Annotated in this window: 21 protein-coding genes; 6 read left to right on the top strand and 15 right to left on the bottom strand. The window is 65.1% G+C overall.

The genetic code is table 11. The features are described from left to right. Positions 1-289 (top strand): transposase (locus H1B27_RS22185; RefSeq protein WP_197967352.1); only part of this gene is annotated, 289 nt, incomplete at its 5' end. Positions 290-490: 201 nt separating this feature from the next. Here the strand turns inward: H1B27_RS22185 and H1B27_RS22180 are convergent. The 8 genes from H1B27_RS22180 to H1B27_RS22145 all read right to left on the bottom strand — a co-directional run bounded on the left by H1B27_RS22180 (position 491) and on the right by H1B27_RS22145 (position 7,850). After that, positions 491-691 (bottom strand): hypothetical protein, encoded by a 201-nt coding sequence (locus tag H1B27_RS22180; protein ID WP_061879401.1) that lies wholly within the window; start codon positions 689-691, stop codon positions 491-493. Positions 692-985: 294 nt separating this feature from the next. Next, complete coding sequence (gene flhA / locus H1B27_RS22175) at positions 986-3,127, bottom strand: flagellar biosynthesis protein FlhA (RefSeq protein ID WP_197967520.1); 2,142 nt, start codon at positions 3,125-3,127, stop codon at positions 986-988. Positions 3,128-3,475: 348 nt separating this feature from the next. Then, positions 3,476-3,778: a copper-binding protein gene (locus tag H1B27_RS22170; RefSeq protein WP_197967519.1), complete on the bottom strand. Its 303-nt coding sequence runs from the start codon at positions 3,776-3,778 to the stop codon at positions 3,476-3,478. 14 nt (positions 3,779-3,792) lie between these two features. Continuing rightward, positions 3,793-4,248 (bottom strand): cupredoxin domain-containing protein, encoded by a 456-nt coding sequence (locus tag H1B27_RS22165; protein WP_197967532.1) that lies wholly within the window; start codon positions 4,246-4,248, stop codon positions 3,793-3,795. 32 nt (positions 4,249-4,280) lie between these two features. Then, positions 4,281-5,615, bottom strand: coding sequence for a copper oxidase (locus H1B27_RS22160; protein WP_197967518.1), 1,335 nt, complete (start codon positions 5,613-5,615; stop codon positions 4,281-4,283). A gap of 13 nt (positions 5,616-5,628) precedes the next feature. After that, positions 5,629-7,053: a TolC family protein gene (locus tag H1B27_RS22155; protein ID WP_197967517.1), complete on the bottom strand. Its 1,425-nt coding sequence runs from the start codon at positions 7,051-7,053 to the stop codon at positions 5,629-5,631. Between the two features lie 9 nt (positions 7,054-7,062). Further along, entirely contained in the window at positions 7,063-7,344 is a 282-nt protein-coding gene (locus H1B27_RS22150; protein WP_061879397.1) for a hypothetical protein, read from the bottom strand. A 77-nt stretch (positions 7,345-7,421) separates the two neighbouring features. Beyond that, on the bottom strand, positions 7,422-7,850 hold the full coding sequence (locus H1B27_RS22145; protein ID WP_197967516.1) for a hypothetical protein: 429 nt from the start codon (positions 7,848-7,850) through the stop codon (positions 7,422-7,424). A gap of 151 nt (positions 7,851-8,001) precedes the next feature. Here H1B27_RS22145 and H1B27_RS22140 point away from each other — a divergent pair, with 151 nt between their 5' ends. Further along, positions 8,002-9,267 (top strand): MFS transporter, encoded by a 1,266-nt coding sequence (locus tag H1B27_RS22140; RefSeq protein WP_197967515.1) that lies wholly within the window; start codon positions 8,002-8,004, stop codon positions 9,265-9,267. A 189-nt stretch (positions 9,268-9,456) separates the two neighbouring features. Here the strand turns inward: H1B27_RS22140 and H1B27_RS22135 are convergent, their stop codons facing one another. From H1B27_RS22135 to H1B27_RS22115, 5 genes are all read right to left on the bottom strand, one after another. Continuing rightward, positions 9,457-9,930, bottom strand: a complete 474-nt coding sequence (locus H1B27_RS22135) for a nuclear transport factor 2 family protein (RefSeq protein WP_246515602.1) — start codon at positions 9,928-9,930, stop codon at positions 9,457-9,459. 29 nt (positions 9,931-9,959) lie between these two features. Next, positions 9,960-10,370: a GlcG/HbpS family heme-binding protein gene (locus tag H1B27_RS22130; protein WP_197967531.1), complete on the bottom strand. Its 411-nt coding sequence runs from the start codon at positions 10,368-10,370 to the stop codon at positions 9,960-9,962. Between the two features lie 20 nt (positions 10,371-10,390). Further along, positions 10,391-11,197: an SDR family oxidoreductase gene (locus tag H1B27_RS22125; RefSeq protein ID WP_197967513.1), complete on the bottom strand. Its 807-nt coding sequence runs from the start codon at positions 11,195-11,197 to the stop codon at positions 10,391-10,393. A gap of 168 nt (positions 11,198-11,365) precedes the next feature. Beyond that, a complete protein-coding gene (locus H1B27_RS41040) occupies positions 11,366-11,953 on the bottom strand; it encodes a helix-turn-helix domain-containing protein (RefSeq protein ID WP_197967512.1) in 588 nt (195 codons plus the stop codon). 593 nt (positions 11,954-12,546) lie between these two features. After that, positions 12,547-13,185: a TetR/AcrR family transcriptional regulator gene (locus tag H1B27_RS22115; RefSeq protein WP_197967530.1), complete on the bottom strand. Its 639-nt coding sequence runs from the start codon at positions 13,183-13,185 to the stop codon at positions 12,547-12,549. A 251-nt stretch (positions 13,186-13,436) separates the two neighbouring features. On the opposite strand from H1B27_RS22115, the gene H1B27_RS22110 reads away from it, so the two are divergent. Genes H1B27_RS22110 through H1B27_RS22100 form a run of 3 tightly spaced genes read left to right on the top strand, consistent with a single transcriptional unit; the run spans position 13,437 to position 17,240 of the window. Continuing rightward, entirely contained in the window at positions 13,437-13,934 is a 498-nt protein-coding gene (locus tag H1B27_RS22110; RefSeq protein WP_061879389.1) for a (2Fe-2S)-binding protein, read from the top strand. After that, complete coding sequence (locus H1B27_RS22105; RefSeq protein ID WP_197967511.1) at positions 13,931-14,986, top strand: FAD binding domain-containing protein; 1,056 nt, start codon at positions 13,931-13,933, stop codon at positions 14,984-14,986. Before H1B27_RS22110 ends, H1B27_RS22105 begins: the two co-directional genes overlap by 4 nt. Beyond that, complete coding sequence (locus H1B27_RS22100) at positions 14,979-17,240, top strand: xanthine dehydrogenase family protein molybdopterin-binding subunit (RefSeq protein ID WP_197967510.1); 2,262 nt, start codon at positions 14,979-14,981, stop codon at positions 17,238-17,240. Before H1B27_RS22105 ends, H1B27_RS22100 begins: the two co-directional genes overlap by 8 nt. 45 nt (positions 17,241-17,285) lie before the next feature. On the opposite strand, the gene H1B27_RS22095 is transcribed toward H1B27_RS22100, so the two are convergent. Both H1B27_RS22095 and H1B27_RS22090 read right to left on the bottom strand, forming a co-directional pair. Continuing rightward, positions 17,286-17,438, bottom strand: coding sequence for a hypothetical protein (locus tag H1B27_RS22095; protein WP_197488712.1), 153 nt, complete (start codon positions 17,436-17,438; stop codon positions 17,286-17,288). A gap of 187 nt (positions 17,439-17,625) precedes the next feature. After that, positions 17,626-18,174: a cupin domain-containing protein gene (locus H1B27_RS22090; protein WP_197967509.1), complete on the bottom strand. Its 549-nt coding sequence runs from the start codon at positions 18,172-18,174 to the stop codon at positions 17,626-17,628. 148 nt (positions 18,175-18,322) lie between these two features. On the opposite strand from H1B27_RS22090, the gene aptA reads away from it, so the two are divergent. Beyond that, on the top strand, positions 18,323-19,651 hold the full coding sequence (aptA, locus tag H1B27_RS22085) for an omega-aminotransferase AptA (RefSeq protein WP_197967508.1): 1,329 nt from the start codon (positions 18,323-18,325) through the stop codon (positions 19,649-19,651). The last annotated feature ends 37 nt before the right edge of the window (positions 19,652-19,688 follow it).

The following is a 19,688-nucleotide window of genomic DNA, read 5'->3' as shown; positions in this document are numbered from 1 at the left end:
CCGCCGAATCTTCATCTCTGGCCAGAAGCGCGGCGTCTTCGGTGTCATCAAGCGCGAGCTGCGCCGCCGTTCCGCCATCGAACCCATCATCGGACACCTGAAGACCGATGGCCACCTCGGCCGCTGCTACCTCAAAGGCCGCGCCGGCGATGCGGCCAACGTCATCCTCTCAGCCGTCGGCCACAACTTCCGCCGCATCCTCGCCTGGATCAGAGAACTCTTGTGCCTGTTCCTGATCCAGCTCTGGCGCACGCGCGCCTGTCCGGCCCCGCTCAATTCGGCTTCTTAACGGACGACGTGATAATCTGATTGATGCTGGTTGGAGGACGTCGGCTGAGCGTGTCGCAAGATACCCCCAGACATGAGAAAGCGCCCGTGGGGGGCGGGCGCTTTCTGTAGTCGACTTGGGGTTGGGGTCGTCTACATATCCACGTGGCGACTTTGGGGGGCTGGTAAAGAGCCGCGTGAATTCCTGAAACTCTAGATCTCCTTATCGAACAAGGGATGCGTCCGAACTGGTGACAACGACCGGCTTGCCGGCCTTGATGACGCGGGCAGTCTGGGTCAAACCTTCATCCGAACCCGAACGCGCCGTAATGCCGAGGCCTGCCACCGCGATCCCCGCGACGAGGGCTACGACCACGATTTTCAAGTGGGTCGAGCGATCTGCGCTGTAGATCGAGTGGTTCATGGAAGGCTCCTGCCGCCATCTACCCGAAGTAGTCGCCAGCCAGTTCAGGCAGGTTCATGCTTCCGGTGCCCAACAACCTAGTATTGGCGGGATTCGTTCCCAAGGGGCGGTCACAAGAGCGTGATAGGACGTGAAAGGTCGCGATCGAAAATGATCCTGGATCGTTCAATTATATAATTATTTCAATGGTGTAATGTGCCGATTGGACGTCTCGTCAGCCTTTGGTCGACAAGGCGCCAGGAACTCAAAAACCATTTGCCTGTGGCTGAAAAACACACGGGTTCTTAAGGCAAATCAGATGCTTCCGACCGTTTTCAGCCTCGCCCTGGGGTGGATTTCTGCCTGCGACAGCACTGTCGTCTGGGCCCGGAACCGCTCCACCAGGGACCGGACGAACGGACGAATTGCCGCAGAGGTGACCAGCACCGGCGCTTCGCCCTCGCGGGCGGCGCGCTCGAACGCCTCGCGCACGGCGGTCATGAACTCCGACAATTTCGAGGGCTGCATCGCGAGGCTGCGCTCCTCGCCCTGGCCGATGATGGATTCGGCAAAAGCCTGCTCCCATTTCGCCGACAGCGCGATCAGCGGCAGATAGCCGGCGTACGAGGTGTTCTGCGCGCAGATCTGCCGCGCCAGGCGGGCGCGGACGTGCTCGACCATGGTGGCGGGGTTGCGCGAGAAGGCGAGCGAATCGGCGATGCCTTCGAGGATGGTCGAGAGGTCGCGGATCGAGATGCGTTCTGCGAGCAGCAGTTGCAGCACGCGCTGGATGCCGGAGACCGTGACCTGTCCGGGGACGATGTCCTTGACCAGCTCGCTCTGCTCCTTCGGCAGCTCCTTGAGAAGCTTCTGCACCTCGCCATAGGAGAGCAGGTCCGACATGTTGGCCTTGAGCAGCTCGGTGAGGTGGGTCGAGAGCACGGTCGCTGCGTCGACCACGGTGTAGCCCTTGAGAGAGGCTTCTTCCTTGAGGTTGGCGTCGACCCAGGTCGCGGGCAGGCCGAAGGTCGGCTCGGTGGTGTGGATGCCGGGCACCTGCACCTGGCCGCCGCCGGGATCCATGACCATGAACTGGTTGGGCCAGATCTTGCCGGTGCCGGCGTCGACCTCCTTGATCTTGATGATGTAGGTGTTGGCCTCGAGCTGGACGTTGTCGAGGATGCGCACCGCCGGCATCACGAAACCCATCTCGATGGCGAGCGAACGGCGCAGCGCCTTGATCTGCTCGGTGAGGCGATCGGTGCCGTCGGGACCGTTGACCAGCGGCAGGAGCGCATAGCCGAGCTCGATCTTGAGGTCGTCGATCTTGAGTGCGGCCGAGATCGGCTCTTCGGTCGCAGCGGCCCCCGGCGCGCCGGGCTGACCTGCCGCGGGCGCGGCCTTGGCGGCTTCGTCGGCCCTGGCGGTGGCGCGGTTGCGGTTGCGGGCGTTCCAGGCCAGCGCGCCGGCGCCGGCACCGAGCGCCAGGAACGGGAGGGTCGGAATGCCCGGCAGGGCCGCCAGCACCAGCATCACTGCCGAGGACATCGCCAGTGCCTGCGGATAGCCGGAGAACTGCTTCATCAGCGCCTTGTCGGCGGCGCCGGACACGCCGGCCTTGGAAACGAGCAGGCCGGCCGCCGTCGAGACGATCAGCGCCGGCACCTGGGTGACGAGACCGTCACCGACGGTCAGGAGCGTGTAGGTGCGGCCGGCGTCGGCGAAGGACATGCCTTGCTGCGCCACGCCGATGATCATGCCGCCGACCACGTTGATGAAGACGACCAGGAGGCCGGCGATGGCGTCGCCCCGGACGAATTTGGAGGCACCGTCCATCGCGCCGAAGAAGCCGCTCTCGTCCTCCAGCTCCTTGCGCCGCTCCTTGGCGACCTTCTCGTCGATCAGGCCGGCGGAGAGGTCGGCGTCGATCGCCATCTGCTTGCCGGGCATGGCGTCGAGATGGAAGCGCGCCGCGACTTCGGCGATACGGCCCGAACCTTTGGTGATGACGACGAAGTTGACGATGATCAGGATGGCGAAGACGATGATGCCGATGACGAAATTGCCGCCCATCACGAAGTTGCCGAAGGCTTCGATGACGTGACCGGCGGCGGCCGTGCCCTCGTGCCCGTGCGACAGGATCAGGCGGGTCGAGGCCATGTTGAGCGACAGGCGCAGCATGGTCGAGATCAAGAGGACGGTCGGGAAGGCCGAGAATTCGAGCGGTGCCTGGATGAACAGCGACGTCATCAGGATCAGGATCGAGAGCGTGATCGAGATCGCCAGGAACAGGTCCAGCACGATCGCGGGCAGGGGAAGGATCAGCACCACCAGGATGGTGAGGACGCCGAGCGCCAGCGCGATGTCGCCGCGCTTGAGGATGTTGACGATCTCGTTGAGGGAGGGGATGCCGGGCTTCGCGCTGCCTACGCCCTGTCCCGCCGTGACGTCGACCATGGTAGCTGCCTCCCCGCGCGACTGCCGTCCGCGCGCCCCAAACGTCTGCGCGGCGGCCGACGGGCCGCCGTTCCGAAAGTGAGGCACCGCACTGGCGTCCACGGGAGCTCCCGTTCTACGCGGCTGACGACACTCGACTTCACCCGGCAATTCTTGCCGGGTGTATGGTTAGCAAAGGGTTAACGGAGGGTGGGAAGAGAACGGGGCGGAGATTGCGGAGAATTCGTCATGCCCGGGCTTGTCCCGGGCATCCACGTTCTCCGTGCCGCGCGGAAAGGCGTGGATGGCCGGGCCAAGCCCGGCCATGACGGAGCTACTGGCGACTCAAGGGTGCCAGGGAAATCGCCCCTACTTCGCCTTGTCCATCTTCGTCACCGTGTACCCCGACGCCGCCTCCTCGGCCTCGAAGGTCACCTTGTCGCCGACCTTCACCTGCTTGAGCATGGCGGGGTCCTTGACGCGGTAGACCATGGTCATGGGGTCCTCCATGCCGAGGCTCTTCGCGGGTCCGTGCTTGAGCGTGATCTTGCCGGCGCCCTCGTCGATCTTCTTGACCTCGCCGCTGATCGCGGCGCCCTCGGCGGCGAGGGTTGCAGTCGCAAGGCCGACAGCAAGCGCGAGCGCAGCAGTGATACGGATGACGCGGTTCATGGCAGTCTCCTTCGTTACTTCACGGTGACGTGGCCGACCATGCCGTAGTCGCGGTGGTCGGGAATCAGGCAGGAAAATTCGAATGTGCCGGCCTTGCTGAATTTCCAGAGTATCTCGGCCGTCTTGTTCGGCGCGAGCCGGACACCGTTGGGATCGTCGTGCTCCATGTGCGGGTGCTTCTTCATTTCCACCGCATGCGCGAGATTTTCCTTCGGTGTGGCCAGCAGGAATTCGTGGTCCTCCTTGCCGACATTGCGCAGCACGAAGCGGATCTGCTCGCCGCGCTTGACCTCGATCTTCGCAGGTGTGTAGTCCATCTCGTTCATCAGGACCTCGATCGTGCGTGCGGGCTTGTTGGGATCGCCGGGTTCGCCGGCGGAAAAATTTCCGTGCCCGTGCTTGTCGTGAGCAAAGGCCGGCGCGGTCGAAAGCGCAGCCAGCGCGAGGCCGAGCCTGATCGTGGTCTTCATCGTGGTCTCCAGTTGGTGGTTCATCGAAACGCTCACATCTTGTGCTTCATCGGCGGGCTGCCGGATTTTTGCCGCGCCGGCTCCGAGGCGGGTGCGGCCACTTCGTAGGCGACGGTGCCTTGCGGGAACTTGTACGGCCCGGGATCGCGGTAATCGTCGCGCGCGAGGTCTTCGCGGATCTTCATCACCGTGAACATGCCGCCCATCTCGATCGGCCCGAACTGGCCGGTGCCGGTCATCATCGGCAGCGTGTTATCGGGCGCGGGCATCTCCATGTTGCCCATCGCCATGCCGGTCGAGCCCATGGCCATGCCGTCGGGCGCGAGCTTGCCGACGGCCTTGGCGAGATCCTTGCGCGACACGCCGATCAGGTTACGCACGTCGTGTCCCATCGCGTTCATGGTGTGATGCGACTTGTGGCAGTGGAACGCCCAGTCGCCGGGATTGTCGGCGAGCACGTCGAACACGCGCACCGCGCCCACCGGCACGTCGGTGGTCGTCTCCGGGAGCTGTGCGCTCTCCGGGATCCAGCCGCCGTCGGTGCAGGTCACCGCAAAGCTGTGGCCGTGCAGGTGAATCGGATGGTTGGTCATGCTGAGATTGCCGATGCGCACGCGCGCCTTGTCGCCGAGCCTGACCGGGAGCGGATCGATGCCGGGAAAGACCCGCGCATTCCAGGTCCACATGTTGAAGTCGGTCATCTCGTTGACATGCGGCAGATAGGTGCCGGGGTCGACGCGATAGGTGCTCATCACGAAGACGAAGTCGCGGTCGACGGGCCGGAAGCTCTGGTCGCGCGGATGCACGACGACCATGCCCATCATGCCCATCGCCATCTGCACCATCTCGTCGGAATGCGGGTGGTACATGAAGGTCCCGCTCTTCTTCATCTCGAATTCGTAGACGAAGGTCTTGCCCGGCTGGATGTGCGGCTGGGTCAGCCCACCGACGCCGTCCATCCCGCTCGGAATGATCATGCCGTGCCAGTGCACGGTGGTGTATTCGGGCAGTCTGTTGGTGACGAAGATGCGAAGCTTGTCGCCCTCGACGGCTTCGATGGTCGGGCCCGGCGATTGCCCGTTGTAGCCCCACAAATTCACCTTCATGCCCTCGGCGAATTCACGCACCACGGGTTCGGCGACGAGATGGAATTCCTTCCAGTCGCCGTTCATGCGGAACGGCAGCGACCAGCCGTTCAGCGTGACCACGGGGCGATAATCCGGTCCGCTGATCGGATGCAGCGGCGGCTGCATCACCACCTTGTCCATGGTGGGTGCTTCCGGAATCGAAGCGGCCTGGACGCGGCCGCTGATGGCCGACGCGCCGGCAAGCGCGGCGCTGCCTAAGAATCCCCGGCGGGAAAACATGCTGGCCTCCATCTCAGTGGCCGCCGCCGGCAGGCGCTGCCGCGGCGATAGTGGTTGGATTGTCGCCGCCGGCCGCCGGCACGCCGCCGCCGTTGATGGCAGTCTGCAAATCGGCCTGGGCGAGAAAGAATCGCTGCCTGGCGTCGATCGCGCCGCGCAGCGACGCCAAACGCTGTCGCGCCTCGGTGAGCAGCGCGAAAATGTCGACCTGCATGCTGGAGAAGCGCAGCTGCATCTCCTCGGTGATGATCTTCCGCAAGGGGATGATCTCGCGCTGGTAATGGCCGGCGATGTCGTAGGTGGAGCGATAGACGCGATAGGCGTCGCGCGCCTCGGAGCGCACATTCACGGCGCGCTCGGTCAGGCGGTTGAAGGCGAGATTGTAGGTCTCGGCGGCCTGGCGCACGCGCACCTCGCCGCCGTCGAAGATCGGAATCTGGAACTGCAGGTCGAAGCCGCGCTCGCGGAACGGCGGCCCTTCCGGATCCTGGGTGCGGCGGGAGATGCCGGCGAGATCGAGCAGCGTCACGAAGCGCGTCGCCTCGGTAAGGTTCAGGGCCTTCGCCAGCGCGGCCAACTCCAGCCGCGCGATCTGCAGGTCGATACGGTGCGCCACTGCGTCGGCCTCGATCGAGGGCAAGGCCTGCGGCCGCCGCGGCAGCGGCGGCAGTCGATCAGGCAGGCGGAAGTCGAGACCGTCGTCCCACAGCCCCATCTGGCGCGCCAGCTTTTCGCGCGCGCTTCCCGCCGCCTGTCGCGCGCTGGCAAGGTCGGCGGTGGTCTCGGCATAGAACACCTGCTCGCGGGCCTGGTCGAGCTTGTTGAGCGAGCCGGTCTCGCCGAGCTTGAGCGCGAGCTGCGCGGTCGATTCCGCCGTTGCCTTCGCGTCGGTCAACAGCTCCACCATCTCGTTGGCGGCAACCGCGCGGACATAGGCTCGGCGCACGTCCGAGGCGTGCCGCAGCGTCGCCAGCGCGGCGCGCAGCTGCGCTCCGCGGAAGCGTTCCCGTGCGATCTCGGACCGGAACGGCAGGGTAGCGAGCGCGAGGATGTCGCCGACCACCTGGCGCTCGATCTCGCTGGCGCCGTTGCCTGATATCCGCGAGATCGCGAACACGGGATTGGGCGGCAGGCTCTGCTCGACCAGATCGGTCTCCGCCAGCGCCAGCTCGTTGTAGGCGGCCTGCAGTCCCTTGTTGTTGAGCAACGCGATCTGCACGGCGGCGTCGACGCTGAGCGTGCGCGAGAGCAGCTGGCGGACGCGGGCGTCGACCGCGGCGGCGCCCTCGGCCGAGCGCACGAAGGCGACGTCCTTGTTGATGGTCCGGCTCGTCACATCCGAGACGTCAGTCATGCCGCCGTCGGGCGAGAACGCGGCGCAGCCGGAAAGACCGAGCGCGGCGAGCACGAGCAGGCCCCGCGCAAGATGGCGTGTCATGGCGCGCTCCTACCGCTCTTGCTTCGGCTGCGGCGTCACCGCGTCGTTGCGGCCACGCCATGGCGCCGGCGTCGCAGGGCGCAGGCTGGTATAGGGCGCAATGGTCGAGCGATAGCCGATTGGGGCGACCTTCGCCGCCGGATCGGCAGGATCCGCGCTGGCCATGTGCGTCGTTGCCGGCATGCAGCCGGACAGTGCCGGCGCGGCAAAGGCCAGCAGCAGCCAAATGAAATGAGAGTGTCGATCACCCACCGCAGATGCGGCAGATTTCGCCCCGGAAAGCGCAACCATGTCTTAATTCCCGATCTGAAAGACCACAGGTCCGCGCGCGCAAAAGCGCGCCTCGAAACCGAAATCGTCGTGTCAGATCAGGCGATGGGAGGGCGGTAGTGCTGGGGCGGCGCGGCGCTGTGCAAGCTGGACACGATCTCGGGCGCACAGGTCGACATCGGACGGACCGGCGTGGCGACGCTGGGCAGATCGGCCGGCAGCGCGCTGACGCACATCATCGCACAGCACGGGCCCACTGTTCCCTTGCCGTCGTGATGATTCGGAGCAGGTGCGTCCTTCGCGGCGGTCTGGGAGGGTGTTCCCGCATGCTCGTGCGGAACATCGCCATGGCTCGCAGCCATATGGTGATGCGTCGGAGCGAGGTCAGCGAGACCCTCGTCGCCAATGCAGGGCGCAGCGCTGCCCCAGGCAAGGCTTGCCGCCGGTGCGAGCACGCAGAACAGATAGGCGAGGGCGATGATCCGCCCCACCCTGATCCGCATCGATCGCGTCAATCGCAGCAACATTCCGCCGGCACGCTCTCCGCGCGGCAAAGGTGCACACGCGGATTGCAAACTAGTAGCAAATTGCGCGGTCGCCAAGCTCCTTCTTACCGCAGTGCACCGCGCATGCCCAATATCGCGCCACAATGCTTGACCCTGTGGCGAGCCGCGGGCCATGGTCCGGCCCGTGCACGCGCCAAATCATCCAGGACAGACGCCTCAATCATTCAGCCCTGATTCTCGTCAGGCCTGGATGCGGCTGATCATTGCGCTTCTGATCGGCTCGGTCGGCGCCGTCGGCATGTGGGCGGTCGTGGTCGTGATTCCCGTGGTGCAGGCCGAATTCGGCGCCACGCGCGGCGCGGTGTCGCTGGCTTTCACCCTCATGATGTTCGGCTTCGGGCTTGGCGGCGTGATCGCCGGCAAGATCACCGACCGGTTCGGCATCGTACCGGCCATGGCGATCAGCATCGCCTTTCTCGGCGTCGCCAACGTGCTCGCGGGTCTGTCGAGTCACCTCTGGCAGTTCGTGGCGGCCTACTTCCTCATCGGGCTCGGCACCGCGGCGACCTTCGCCCCGTTGATGGCGGAGGCCTCGCACTGGTTCGAGCGCTATCGCGGGCTGGCGGTGACGATCGTCGCCAGCGGCAATTATGTCGCGGGCACGATGTGGCCGCCGATCGTGAGCTGGGGCACGCAGGAGATCGGCTGGCGCTACACCCATATCGGCATCGGCATGGTCTGCGCCTGCACGATGACGCTTCTGGTCCTCGTCCTGCGCGCACAGATGGGCAACGACAAGGTTCGCGATCACGCCAATGCGCCGCCGCCGCGGGTCGACCTCAAGCTCTCGACCAACACGCTGACGGTGCTGCTCTCGATCGCGGCCATCGCCTGCTGCGTGGCGATGGCCATGCCGCAAGTGCATATCGTCGCCTATTGCGGCGATCTCGGCTATGGCGTGGCGCGCGGCGCCGAGATGCTGTCCTTGATGATGGCATGCGGCATCGTCAGCCGGATCGGCTCCGGCTATCTCGCCGACAAGATCGGCGGCATCCGCACGCTGCTGGTCGGATCGCTGGCGCAGGGTTTTGCGCTGGTGTTCTATCTGTTCTTCGACAGCCTGACCTCGCTGTATCTGATCTCCGCGATGTTCGGCCTGTTCCAGGGCGGCATCGTGCCGAGCTATGCCATCATCGTGCGCGAGGCGATGCCGGCGAGCGAGGCAGCGACCCGCGTCGGCATCGTGATCTTTGCGTCCGTTTTCGGCATGTCCTTCGGCGGCTGGGTGTCCGGCATCATCTTCGATGCCACCGGCTCGTATGCCGCGGCATTCGCCAACGGCGTCGCCTGGAATGCGCTGAACGTCGGCATCGTCGTGCTGCTCCTGATCCGCTCGCGGATGAGCTCGGTCAAGACCGGGCCGGGCTTTGCGACTTGAGCGGATCGTCCCGCCTTCAGCAGCGAGCAGCCGGTGATATCCGCTGAAGGCAATCCTGGCACATCTGCGCCGCCGTGCGTGTACTCAGAAATCACGCGCTTCGCTGGGTGCTCCAGCTCACCGTCAACGGCGGCGAACTTCCGTTGAAGCTCGCCGACGGGGCCAAAAGCAGACATCCAATGTGAGGGCTTATTCTGCTTCCGGCTTCACGCGCCGCCAGAAGGCGTCAAAGGCAATGCTGTCGAAGAATGCGTGGGCGCGCGCGATGCGGCCGTCCTTCATCTCCAGGAACCAGGCATATGTGTTGGCGTAGGTCTGGCCGTCGCGCGTCTCGCCTTTGGCATCGAAGAACGCGATCACGGTGTTTCCTTGAGCGTAGAGATGCCGCATGGTCGGCACCAAACGGGTCTTCATCCGCGCATTGAATGGTCGAATGACCTCCCCCAAGAAGGCCTCGCGGCTTGGGTAGGTTTTCGCCGCGAGGGAATTGCCGGTGATGGTCCAGACCACGTCGTCGGCGAGAAGATCGTAGGGCCCTCCGGTGCCCTCGCGCCAGGCATCAAAGCTGCGCGCGATAAGAGCCCGATTGTCCTCCTCTGACGACGTTGCTCGCGCTGGCAGAACTGCGCTCGCAAAGACGAGGCTGGCGGCCAGCAATGGCATCCCGGCATATGTCATAGTGCAACTCCTTTTCACGCCTTGGATTGTGCGGCTGCGGCCGCGGCTTGTGCGACAAGGGCATCTTGTGCAACGGCGCCACCGGACACCCCGATCGCGCCGAGCAGGGCACCGGTGCCGTCGCGAATGGGTACGCCGCCGGCGAAGATCACCAACGTGCCATTCGTGAGCTCCAGTCCCGGCGAACTGCCGCCGGGCTTGCAGAATTCACCCACGGCCTCGCTGTTCATACCGAACAACGCTGCCGTCCTGGCCTTGCCGAGCGCAATGTCGATCGAGCCCAGCAGGGCCCCATCCATGCGGACGAACGACTTGATGTGCGCAGCCGCGTCAAGCACTGCAATGTTCATCGGAACGCCGATTTCGCGCGCGGCGGCGCGACCGGCCGCCATTGCACGCTCAACGATTTGTTCAGTGAGGCTCATGGGTGATCCGTCCGGCACGATCAAATCTTGTTTTCCCATGCGGCCAGCTGATGCGCCTTGAGCATGTCCTCAACTGCCTTGGGCACGACATTGCGGAACTTCCCTTCATCCGCGGGCACGATCTCGATCATGCGCTCGATCATCTCAGTCGGGTCCATCCTGCCCTGGGGGGTGGCGAAGAAGTCGTCGAAGCCCCTGCGCAGGTCGGCGCGCTTGGTGAAATGCCGCCTGTCGTCGAGCCAGCGGAACGGATTGTCCGCCATGGTCTCGTTATAACCGGTGTAGTAGGCGCCGGGGTTGATCGTCTGCACCTTGATCCCATGGCTCGAGAGCTCCTGCTGCAAAGCTTCCGCGATCGACTCGAGTGCGTGCTTGGTCGAGACATACGTGCCCCAATTCGCGGGGGTGAATAGCCCGCCCATCGAGGAGGTGAAGACCACTTTGCCTTTGTGTCCCTGCTCAACCCAGCGGCGCACAACGCCTTGCGTCAGCTGGAGCGGCAAGAAAACGTTGACTTCAAAGTTCTTACGGACGAGATCGATCGGAATTTCCCACACCGGCCCAGCCTCACCCATGCCGGCATTGTTCCAAAGCACGTCGATGTCGAAGGTGAGCGCCTGCGCAATATCGTAGGGGTCCGTCAGATCAAGGCGTTCGACTCTGAGATTCTTCTCGATACCCAACGCTTTGGCTTCCTCCCGTAGCGGCGTGACCTGCGACGACACTTGGGTGGTCGCGATGACGCTATGGCCTTTCTTCGCCATGCCGACCGACGCGGCCTTGCCAAATCCCGAGCCGGCCCCTGTGACCAGAATGCGTTTGCTCATGACTGTCTCTCTGCGTGCAATGTCCGTGAGACAGGCATAGCGCTCGCTCCGCTGCGGAACCGTCGCGCGGTTGCGGAAGCTGTCGCAGAATTGCGGTGTTTGGCGCGTCGCAATATCGCAGGTGGCTACGGAGAGCCCCGAGCACTCATCAACCTTTGCGGTGCGCGGCTACAAGGATCGGCGGAAGCTTCGCGGCGTCGTCCCGACGATTCTGCGGAAGGTCGCGGCGAAAGCCGAGGGTGTCGCATATCCGACTTCCAGGGCGATTTCACTGATCGACAGATTTGGATCATTCAGCAGCCGTTGGGCAAGCATCATGCGTTGCCGGGTCAGCCAGACATGCGGCGTCAATCCGGTCGAGAGACGGAACGCCGTGCAGAAATGGTAGCGGCTGAGGCCGACTTGCGACGCCAGTTCATCGAGCCCGATCGACTTGTCGAGATGAGCCAGCATGTAATCGGTCACACGCCTGAGCTGCCAGCGCGCGAGCCCACCGCGAGGATTGGCGAGGCTCTGCGGCAGCTGTACTATGCTGTGCGAGCGCAACAACTGGATACACAGCAGGTCGACTGCGCGATCGACCAGCAACTGTGCCGCAGGATCAGTAATCACGTCGGGGTTGCTGAGGATCACGAGAATCTGCGAGGTCACGGCGTCTTCGCTGCCGACGCGTGCCATCAGCTCTACATTGCCTCGTCCGCCGACGAGCGTTCGGCAATGCTCCAGTCGTTCGTTGGTGAGGTAGACATGGGACACGTGGAGCGGTCCCTCAACTTCCCAATCTCCATCATGCCGGTCGGGAATCACTGTGATGGAATTCGGCCGCAGCGGAGCAGAGAGCCGCCGTCGCTCGATCGTCCATGCACTGTGCCGAGGCTCGCCATAGTAGGTGCCGACAAGATGTCCGGGCATGCCTGGGGCATAGCCATAACGCGTGCCGCGAACAAAACGACGAGTGAGTTGAGTGCCGCACTTCAAGTGGATGGGTGCCAACGGAGGCGGCGCCTCCGATAGAATCCGGGTCATGGACTGGAAGGGATTTCGTTCTCGTGTGTATACCGGATCAGACATCGCATCAGTTACGCAATGATAGCCGCACCCGCGACAGGCGCTTCATCAACATAATATTCCACGACATTTTCGGGAATGGAAGCTGCGATCCAAAAATGTCACAAAGTCTGAATGATTGCACAAGTAGTGCGCACCCACAGACATCGCGATATCGAGCCAACTTCGGGGCAAAAGTTGCGTGAACTGGGTCTCCTTGGGTCATAAGCAGCAATGTGCCGCTGATCGGCAGATCTCAGCTCGGCACTCAGGCGCCGACATTTCATTTGTGACTGCACGGCCTACCGCTTCCGCTTCGTCGCCGGCTTCGTCGTCTTCGACGAGCTCGCCTTGGCCTTGCCGGGCGGCTGCACTCGCAGGCCGTCGACGAACACGTCGAGCAGGCGGAGCGCCGTCGCCTGCCAGCCGGGCTGGTCGTGCACGTAGCACATGCCGAAGAAGGCGCGCAGCAGGTCCTCCGGGCTGATGTCGGCGCGCATCTCGCCGGCTGCGACCGCCCGGTCGAGCAGCGAGCCGATCGCCTTGGTCAGACGCTCGAAGGAGAAGGCATGCAGCTCCGACCCGCTCTGCACCGCGAGCGCCAGCGCGGCCATCATCCCCTTCTTGGTCGCAACAAACTCGACCCCTGAGCGCAACCAGCGACGCAGCGCCTCGACCGGATCCTTGGCATTCTTCAACTGCTCGGCCAGTTCGCTGAGCTGCTCGACCTCGCGGCGGTACACCGCCTCGAACAATGCCTCGCGCGTCGGAAAATGGCGATACAGCGTGCCGATGCCGACGCCGGCGCGCTTTGCGACGGCCTCCAGGCTCGCCTCGGGCCCGCCGGCGTTGAACACGGCCTTCGCGGCCTCGAGCACGCGTTCGCGATTGCGCACGGCATCGGCGCGAGGCTTGCGGGTGTGATCGGCGTGGTCGTCCATGGCGGCAATGTAGATCACGAATTGGTTAGATTGAACCCTCGTCGAACCCAAAGAGGCCGCATTGCGTTGGTGGCGCAAGGGCTTTTGACGAATTCCAAATATTTGCGGGCGGCCCTTGTTAAACGGAGGAAGCCTCCGTATCTTCGGTCGAGCGTCGGCCCGCATCGTGTTCGGGCGGCGCGGTATCGACGGCGGCCACGGCGGTGGCGCGCTGCGCGATGACTCATGTCCATATCTGATCGGAGCCTTGTATGAACCACTCCATCAGCCTCACCGTGAACGGTGCGCGGCGCGATTTCGTCCTCGACGATCCACGCGTCACGCTGCTCGATCTCCTGCGTGAGCGCCTCCATCTGACCGGAACCAAGAAGGGATGCGACCGCGGCCAGTGCGGCGCCTGCACTATCCTCGTCGACGGCAAGCGCATCAATTCCTGCCTCGCGCTCGCCATCAGCCACGACGGCGCCGACATCCTCACCATCGAAGGCGTCGCGCGCGGCGACCAGCTTCATCCCGTGCAGGCCGCCTTCATCGCCCATGACGGTTTTCAATGCGGCTTCTGCACGCCAGGCCAGATCATGAGCGCCATCGGCATGATGAGCGAGGCGCAGGCCGGCAACGATCCCGAACGCATCCGCGAATGTATGAGCGGCAATCTCTGCCGCTGTGGCGCCTATGCCGGCATCGTCGATGCGGTGCTGGAGGCGCAAGGACATATGGACGAATCCAATCAGAGGCGCTCTGCATGAAGCCGTTCGATTACGTCAGGCCCGCCACGGTCGCAGAGGCCGTTGCCGCCGCCGCTCTGCCGGGCGCTGTTTTTCTTGCTGCCGGCACCAACCTGCTCGATCTGATGAAGGGCGGCGTCAGCCGTCCGGATCGGCTGGTCGACGTCACGCATCTCGATGGGCTCGATCAGATCGAGCGTCTCGCCGACGGCAGTGTGCGTATCGGCGCACTCGTCAGCAACGCCGATCTCGCGCACGATGCGGACTTCGCAAGGTCCTATCCCGCGGTCGCCGAGGCCCTGCTCTCCGGCGCGTCGGCTCAGTTGCGCAACGCCGCAACCGTCGGCGGCAATCTGCTGCAGCGGACACGCTGCGCGTATTTCTACGACACCGCCAGCCGCTGCAACAAGCGCGAGGCCGGCAGCGGCTGCGACGCACGCGACGGCGAGAACCGCAGCCATGCCGTGCTCGGCTGGAGCGAGAGCTGCATCGCCACGCATCCGTCCGACTTCGGCGTGCCGCTGGTCGCGCTCGACGCCGTCGTCGAGATCGAGGGCAGGGGCGGCCGGCGCGAGATCGCGCTGGATCAACTGCATCGCCTGCCCGGCGATACGCCCGAGCGCGACTCCGCGCTCGAGCCCGGAGACCTCATCGTCGCCGTGCGTCTGCCGCCCGCCGCGCGCGGCTTTGCCGCGCATGCGCGCTACCTCAAGGTCCGCGAGCGCACGTCCTATGCTTTCGCCGTGGTATCGGCCGCAGCTGCGCTGCGGATCGAGAACGGCAAGATCGCGGAGGCGCGGCTTGCGCTCGGCGGCGTCGCCGCAAAGCCCTGGCGCGCCCGGGGCGCGGAGGACGTGCTCAGGAACGTTGCGCCCACGGCCGACGCGTTCCAGGAGGCGGCCTGGCGGGCGCTCGCCGACGCAAAACCGTCCGGCGACAATGCCTTCAAGATCGAGCTCGCGCGCCGCATCGTCGTGCGCGCGCTGCTACTCGCCGCCGCCGGCACGCCTGCGCGTATCCCCGCGCTGCCGGCCTCTCCCTTTGCCGCGACCTCCGGAGCCATCCATGCCTGAGCTCAACCTGACCAGCGCGCCCGCCCATCTCAGGCACGGCTCGAACATCGGCCAGCCGCTGACCCGTCGTGACGGCGTCCTCAAGGTTACGGGGCGAGCGACCTATGCCGCCGACAATCATCCGCCCGGGATGCTGTTCGCGGTGATCGCCGTGTCCAGCATCGCGCGCGGCCGCGTGACTTCGCTCGATGTCGCCGCCGCGAAGCGCCATCCTGGCGTCGTCGACGTCATGACGCCGGACCACAAGCCGGAGCTCGCGATCGATCCGGAGATCAAGACCAATCCGTTCGTGTTCCGGATGGAAGCGTTGCACAGCAACGAAGTCCGTTACGCCAACCAGCCCATCGCGGTCGTGATCGCGGAAACGCTGGAGGCCGCAACGGAAGGCGCGGCGCTGCTGGCGCCGCGCTACGAGACGCTGCCTCCGCTGGTCGGGCTCGATGCCGGCGAGAGCTTCGTGCCGCCCGTTGTCGGCGTCGGCAATCCCACCGAAAATCACCGCGGCGATGTCGAGGCGGGCCTTGCCTCGGCCGAGAAGCGAATCGAGGCGACCTACGAGACGCCGCCGCAATATCACAACGCGATGGAGCCGCATGCGATCGTGGTTCAGTGGGATGGCGACAGGCTATCCGTGGACATGCCGACCCAAGGACTGATGCTGTCGCTGGCGCGCATTGCCGAACTGTTCGGCATCGCGCACGACAAGATCCAGATTCGCAGTCCCTTCCTCGGCGGCGGCTTCGGCTCCAAGGGGCTGATGGGCGGTCCGCCCGTCCTCGGCATCATGGCAGCCAAGCTGGTCGGCAGGCCGATCAAGCTGGTGCTGCGCCGTGAGCAGATGTACGGCCCGGTCGGCCATCGCGCGCCGACGCGTCAGCGACTGCGCATCGGCGCCGATGGCGAGGGGCGTCTGACCGCGCTCGATCACCATGCGCGGACCGTGTCGAGCACGTTCGACGATTTCTACGAGCCGGCCGCCGATGCCTCGCACACGCTCTACGCGGCGCCGGCGATCCGCACCTCGCATGATGCCGTGCGCGTCAACACCGGCACACCGCTGTTCATGCGTGCGCCGGGCGAGGCGACCGGCTCGATTGCGCTGGAGAGCGCGATCGACGAGATGGCCTGGGCCTGCGGCATGGATCCGCTGGCCTTCCGCCTGAAGAACTACGCCGAGATCGAGCCGATCACCGGCAAGCCGTTCTCTTCAAAAGCCCTGCGCGCCTGCTACGAGCAGGGCGCGGCGCGCTTCGGATGGGCGAAACGTTCGCTCCGGCCGCGGCAGATGCGCGACGATGCCGGCCTGCTGGTCGGCTGGGGCATGGGCACGGCGACCTTCCCGGCGCTGATGTTCCAGGCCGAAGCCCGCGCGGCGATCCGCCGCGACGGCTCCGGCGTGATGGAGATCGGCGCGCACGACATGGGGCAGGGCGCCTGGACGGCGCTCGCCCAGATCGCGGCCGACGGTCTCGGCCTCGATGTCGACCGCGTGGAGTTCAAGGCGGGGACATCCGACCTGCCGGATGCCGGCATCGCCGGTGGCTCGGCGCACACGGCCACCGCCGGTGCCGCGATCCACAGTGCCGGAGCGGCCGTGATTGCCAGGCTTGCCGATCTCGCCACCAATGACGAACGCTCGCCGCTGTTCGGCGCCGGCAATGCCGGCGTGATCGCGCGCGATGGCAGGCTGATCCGGCGTGACGACGAGAGCCGCGGCGAGAGCTATTCCGAGATCCTCGCGCGCGCCGGCGTCGCCGAGGTCGAGGCGCGCGGCACCGGCGCGCCGAACCCTGCCGCGATGGAGGAATATGCGATGCACGCCCACGGCGCGGTGTTCGCGGAAGTGAAAGTCGATCCCGATCTCGGCCAGGTCCGCGTCACCCGCATGGTCGGCGCCTTCGCGGCCGGGCGCATCGTCAATCCGCGCATGGTGCAGAGCCAGCTGTTCGGCGGCATGATCTGGGGCATGTCGTTCGCGCTGCACGAGGAGGCCATCACCGACCGGCGCAGCGGACGGATCATGAACGCCAATCTCGGCGAGTACCACATCCCGGTGAATGCCGACGTGCCGCCACTGGACGTCATCACGGTCGAGGAGCACGATCCGCATGTGAACGCGCTCGGCATCAAGGGCGTCGGCGAGATCGGCATCACCGGCAGCGCCGGCGCGGTCGCCAACGCGGTCTGGCACGCGACCGGCGTGCGCGTCCGCCGCTTTCCGATCCGCATCGAGGAGTTGCTGACGCAGCTTTGAGGCAAAAAAGGACGGGGCGAGATCTTCTCGCTCCGTCGCATCTCGTCAATGCAGCTTCTTGCGGAGCGCCTTCAGCGCCTCGCGCTGCATCTCGATGTATTCGGCGATGACCTTGCGCAGCTCGCGCGAATGGAGCTTGTCGGCGTCGCGCTGGACTTCGTCGAGCGCAGCTTCTGCATTGGCGAGCGTGATCTTCATCTGCGAGCCCTGTTACGAAGCCGCCCCGGCGTGCCTGGGACTCCGGGCGATAACCTCAGCACCTTTTGCGCCAGGCTGCTCGGCTATGGTTCGCAATATATAGCGGTGCGGCCCGGGGAAATTGAGATGGCTCAAGCTCCGTAAGAAACCGGTGACTCCGTAAGAGTCCGGATACCTTATCGCGCCTTCAAAACGTCGGCGGCGTGCAGGCCGAGATTACTTCGCAGGGCTTGCCGCCGACGCAGCGGAAGCGATGCGGCCGGCGGCTCTCGAAATAATAGGCATCGCCGGGGTTGAGGATGCGGCGCTCGTCCTCGACGGTGACCTCGAGCTTGCCCGAGATCACGATGCCGCCTTCCTCGCCGTCATGGACGAGATGCACACGGCCGGTATCGCTGCCGGGTTCGTAGCGCTCCTTCAGGATCTGCAGGCTGCGGCCGAACAGATTGTCGCCGACCTGCCGATAGGAGATCGGCGTCTTGCCGACTTCAGTGAGTTCCTCGGCACGGTAGAAGATCTTGCGCCTCGACTCCGGCTCCAGCGCGAAGAACTCGGCGAGCCCCATCGGGATGCCGTCGAGGATGCGCTTGAGCGCCCCGACCGAAGGGTTCATTTGATTGGATTCGATCAGCGAGATCGTCGAATTGGTGACGCCGGCGCGCTTGGCGAGTTCGCGCTGCGACAGCTTGTGGCGCGCCCGGATGAATCGCAGCCGTCCACCGATGTCGACGCTCATGCCCCTGGCCCCTGTTGCAGGTGTTGCGGATCGCGCAAATATGGACCGAAGGGCCAAGTCGAATCAATGGCTTGCAGGTCACCAGAAAAGGACTTGTTGCGGTTCCGAAACCGTGTCTCAGCTATTGGGTCAGCAAAGGAGCGCGGCCGTGACCCTTCATCAGATTCCGAACACCATCAAGACCGACTCGTACTGGATGCCGTTCACGGCCAACCGGCAGTTCAAGAAGTCGCCGCGTCTGTTCTCCTCGGCCGAGGGCATGTACTACACAAGCGTCGACGGCCGCCAGGTGATCGACGGCTCTGCCGGCCTCTGGTGTGTCAATGCCGGCCACGGCCGCAAGCAGATCGCCGCCGCCGTCGAGCGCCAGCTGATGACGCTGGACTTCGCGCCGTCGTTCCAGATGGGCCATCCGCTGGCGTTCGACTTCGCCGAGCGGCTCGCCGAGGTCGCGCCTGATGGCCTCGACCGCGTCTTCTTCACCAACTCCGGCTCCGAGTCGGTCGACACCGCGCTGAAGATCGCGCTCGCCTATCACCGCGCCAACGGCCAGGCGAGCCGCACCCGCCTGATCGGCCGCGAGCGCGGCTATCACGGCGTCGGCTTCGGCGGCACCTCGGTCGGCGGCATGGTTGCCAACCGCCGTGCCTTCACCACCCTCCTGCCGGGCGTCGACCACATCCGCCACACCCATGATCTCACCCGCAACGCCTTCGCCAAGGACCTGCCCGAGCATGGCGCCGAGCTCGCCGACGATCTCGAGCGTCTGGTCGCCCTGCACGGCGCGGAGACGATCGCCGCCGTCATCGTCGAGCCGGTGCCGGGCTCGACCGCGGTGCTGCCGCCGCCCAAGAACTATCTGCAGCGCCTGCGCGCGATCTGCGACAAGCACGGCATCCTGCTGATCTTCGACGAGGTCATCACCGGCTTCGGCCGCCTCGGCACGCCGTTCGCGGCCAACTTCTTCGGCGTCACGCCGGACCTGATGACGACCGCCAAGGGTATCACCAACGGCACCGTGCCCTGCGGCGCGGTGTTCGCCAGCCGCACGATCTACGACGGCATGATGAACGGCCCGGAGAACCAGATCGAGCTGTTCCACGGCTACACCTATTCGGCGCATCCAGTCGCGTGTGCCGCCGGCATCGCGACCCTCGACATCTACAAGGACGAGGGCCTGCTCACGCGCGGTGCCTCGCTCGCCGAATATTGGCGCGATGCGCTGCATTCGCTGAAGGGGCTGCCGAACGTCGTCGACATCCGCAATTGCGGCCTGATGGGTGCGGTCGAGCTGGCGCCGCGTGACGGCGCTGTCGGCGCGCGCGGCTACGACATGCTGGTCGATTGCTTCAACAACGGCCTCTACCTTCGCACTGGCGGCGACTCCGTCGCGATGTCGCCTCCGCTCATCGTCGAGAAGAGCCACATCGACCAGATGGTCTCGATCCTCGGCGACGCCATCAAGCGGGTGGCCTGATAATTGCTCTCGCCGTTGCGAGTTGTTTCCTTGCAGC

The organism is Bradyrhizobium diversitatis, assembly GCF_016031635.1.
Classification (GTDB): domain Bacteria; phylum Pseudomonadota; class Alphaproteobacteria; order Rhizobiales; family Xanthobacteraceae; genus Bradyrhizobium; species Bradyrhizobium diversitatis.
The sequence above is the reverse complement of the archived record's forward strand: the minus strand, read 5'-3'. Positions and strand labels throughout refer to the sequence as shown.

Bases quoted from the DNA above. Each gene is read 5' to 3' on its own strand.
- H1B27_RS22180 (WP_061879401.1), bottom strand. From the start codon at position 691: ATGAACCACTCGATCTACAGCGCAGATCGCTCGACCCACTTGAAAATC.
- flhA (WP_197967520.1), bottom strand. From the start codon at position 3,127: ATGGTCGACGTCACGGCGGGACAGGGCGTAGGCAGCGCGAAGCCCGGC.
- H1B27_RS22170 (WP_197967519.1), bottom strand. From the start codon at position 3,778: ATGAACCGCGTCATCCGTATCACTGCTGCGCTCGCGCTTGCTGTCGGC.
- H1B27_RS22165 (WP_197967532.1), bottom strand. From the start codon at position 4,248: ATGAAGACCACGATCAGGCTCGGCCTCGCGCTGGCTGCGCTTTCGACC.
- H1B27_RS22160 (WP_197967518.1), bottom strand. From the start codon at position 5,615: ATGTTTTCCCGCCGGGGATTCTTAGGCAGCGCCGCGCTTGCCGGCGCG.
- H1B27_RS22155 (WP_197967517.1), bottom strand. From the start codon at position 7,053: ATGACACGCCATCTTGCGCGGGGCCTGCTCGTGCTCGCCGCGCTCGGT.
- H1B27_RS22150 (WP_061879397.1), bottom strand. From the start codon at position 7,344: ATGGTTGCGCTTTCCGGGGCGAAATCTGCCGCATCTGCGGTGGGTGAT.
- H1B27_RS22145 (WP_197967516.1), bottom strand. From the start codon at position 7,850: ATGTTGCTGCGATTGACGCGATCGATGCGGATCAGGGTGGGGCGGATC.
- H1B27_RS22140 (WP_197967515.1), top strand. From the start codon at position 8,002: ATGGTCCGGCCCGTGCACGCGCCAAATCATCCAGGACAGACGCCTCAA.
- H1B27_RS22135 (WP_246515602.1), bottom strand. From the start codon at position 9,930: ATGCCATTGCTGGCCGCCAGCCTCGTCTTTGCGAGCGCAGTTCTGCCA.
- H1B27_RS22130 (WP_197967531.1), bottom strand. From the start codon at position 10,370: ATGAGCCTCACTGAACAAATCGTTGAGCGTGCAATGGCGGCCGGTCGC.
- H1B27_RS22125 (WP_197967513.1), bottom strand. From the start codon at position 11,197: ATGAGCAAACGCATTCTGGTCACAGGGGCCGGCTCGGGATTTGGCAAG.
- H1B27_RS22115 (WP_197967530.1), bottom strand. From the start codon at position 13,185: ATGGACGACCACGCCGATCACACCCGCAAGCCTCGCGCCGATGCCGTG.
- H1B27_RS22110 (WP_061879389.1), top strand. From the start codon at position 13,437: ATGAACCACTCCATCAGCCTCACCGTGAACGGTGCGCGGCGCGATTTC.
- H1B27_RS22105 (WP_197967511.1), top strand. From the start codon at position 13,931: ATGAAGCCGTTCGATTACGTCAGGCCCGCCACGGTCGCAGAGGCCGTT.
- H1B27_RS22100 (WP_197967510.1), top strand. From the start codon at position 14,979: ATGCCTGAGCTCAACCTGACCAGCGCGCCCGCCCATCTCAGGCACGGC.
- H1B27_RS22095 (WP_197488712.1), bottom strand. From the start codon at position 17,438: ATGAAGATCACGCTCGCCAATGCAGAAGCTGCGCTCGACGAAGTCCAG.
- H1B27_RS22090 (WP_197967509.1), bottom strand. From the start codon at position 18,174: ATGAGCGTCGACATCGGTGGACGGCTGCGATTCATCCGGGCGCGCCAC.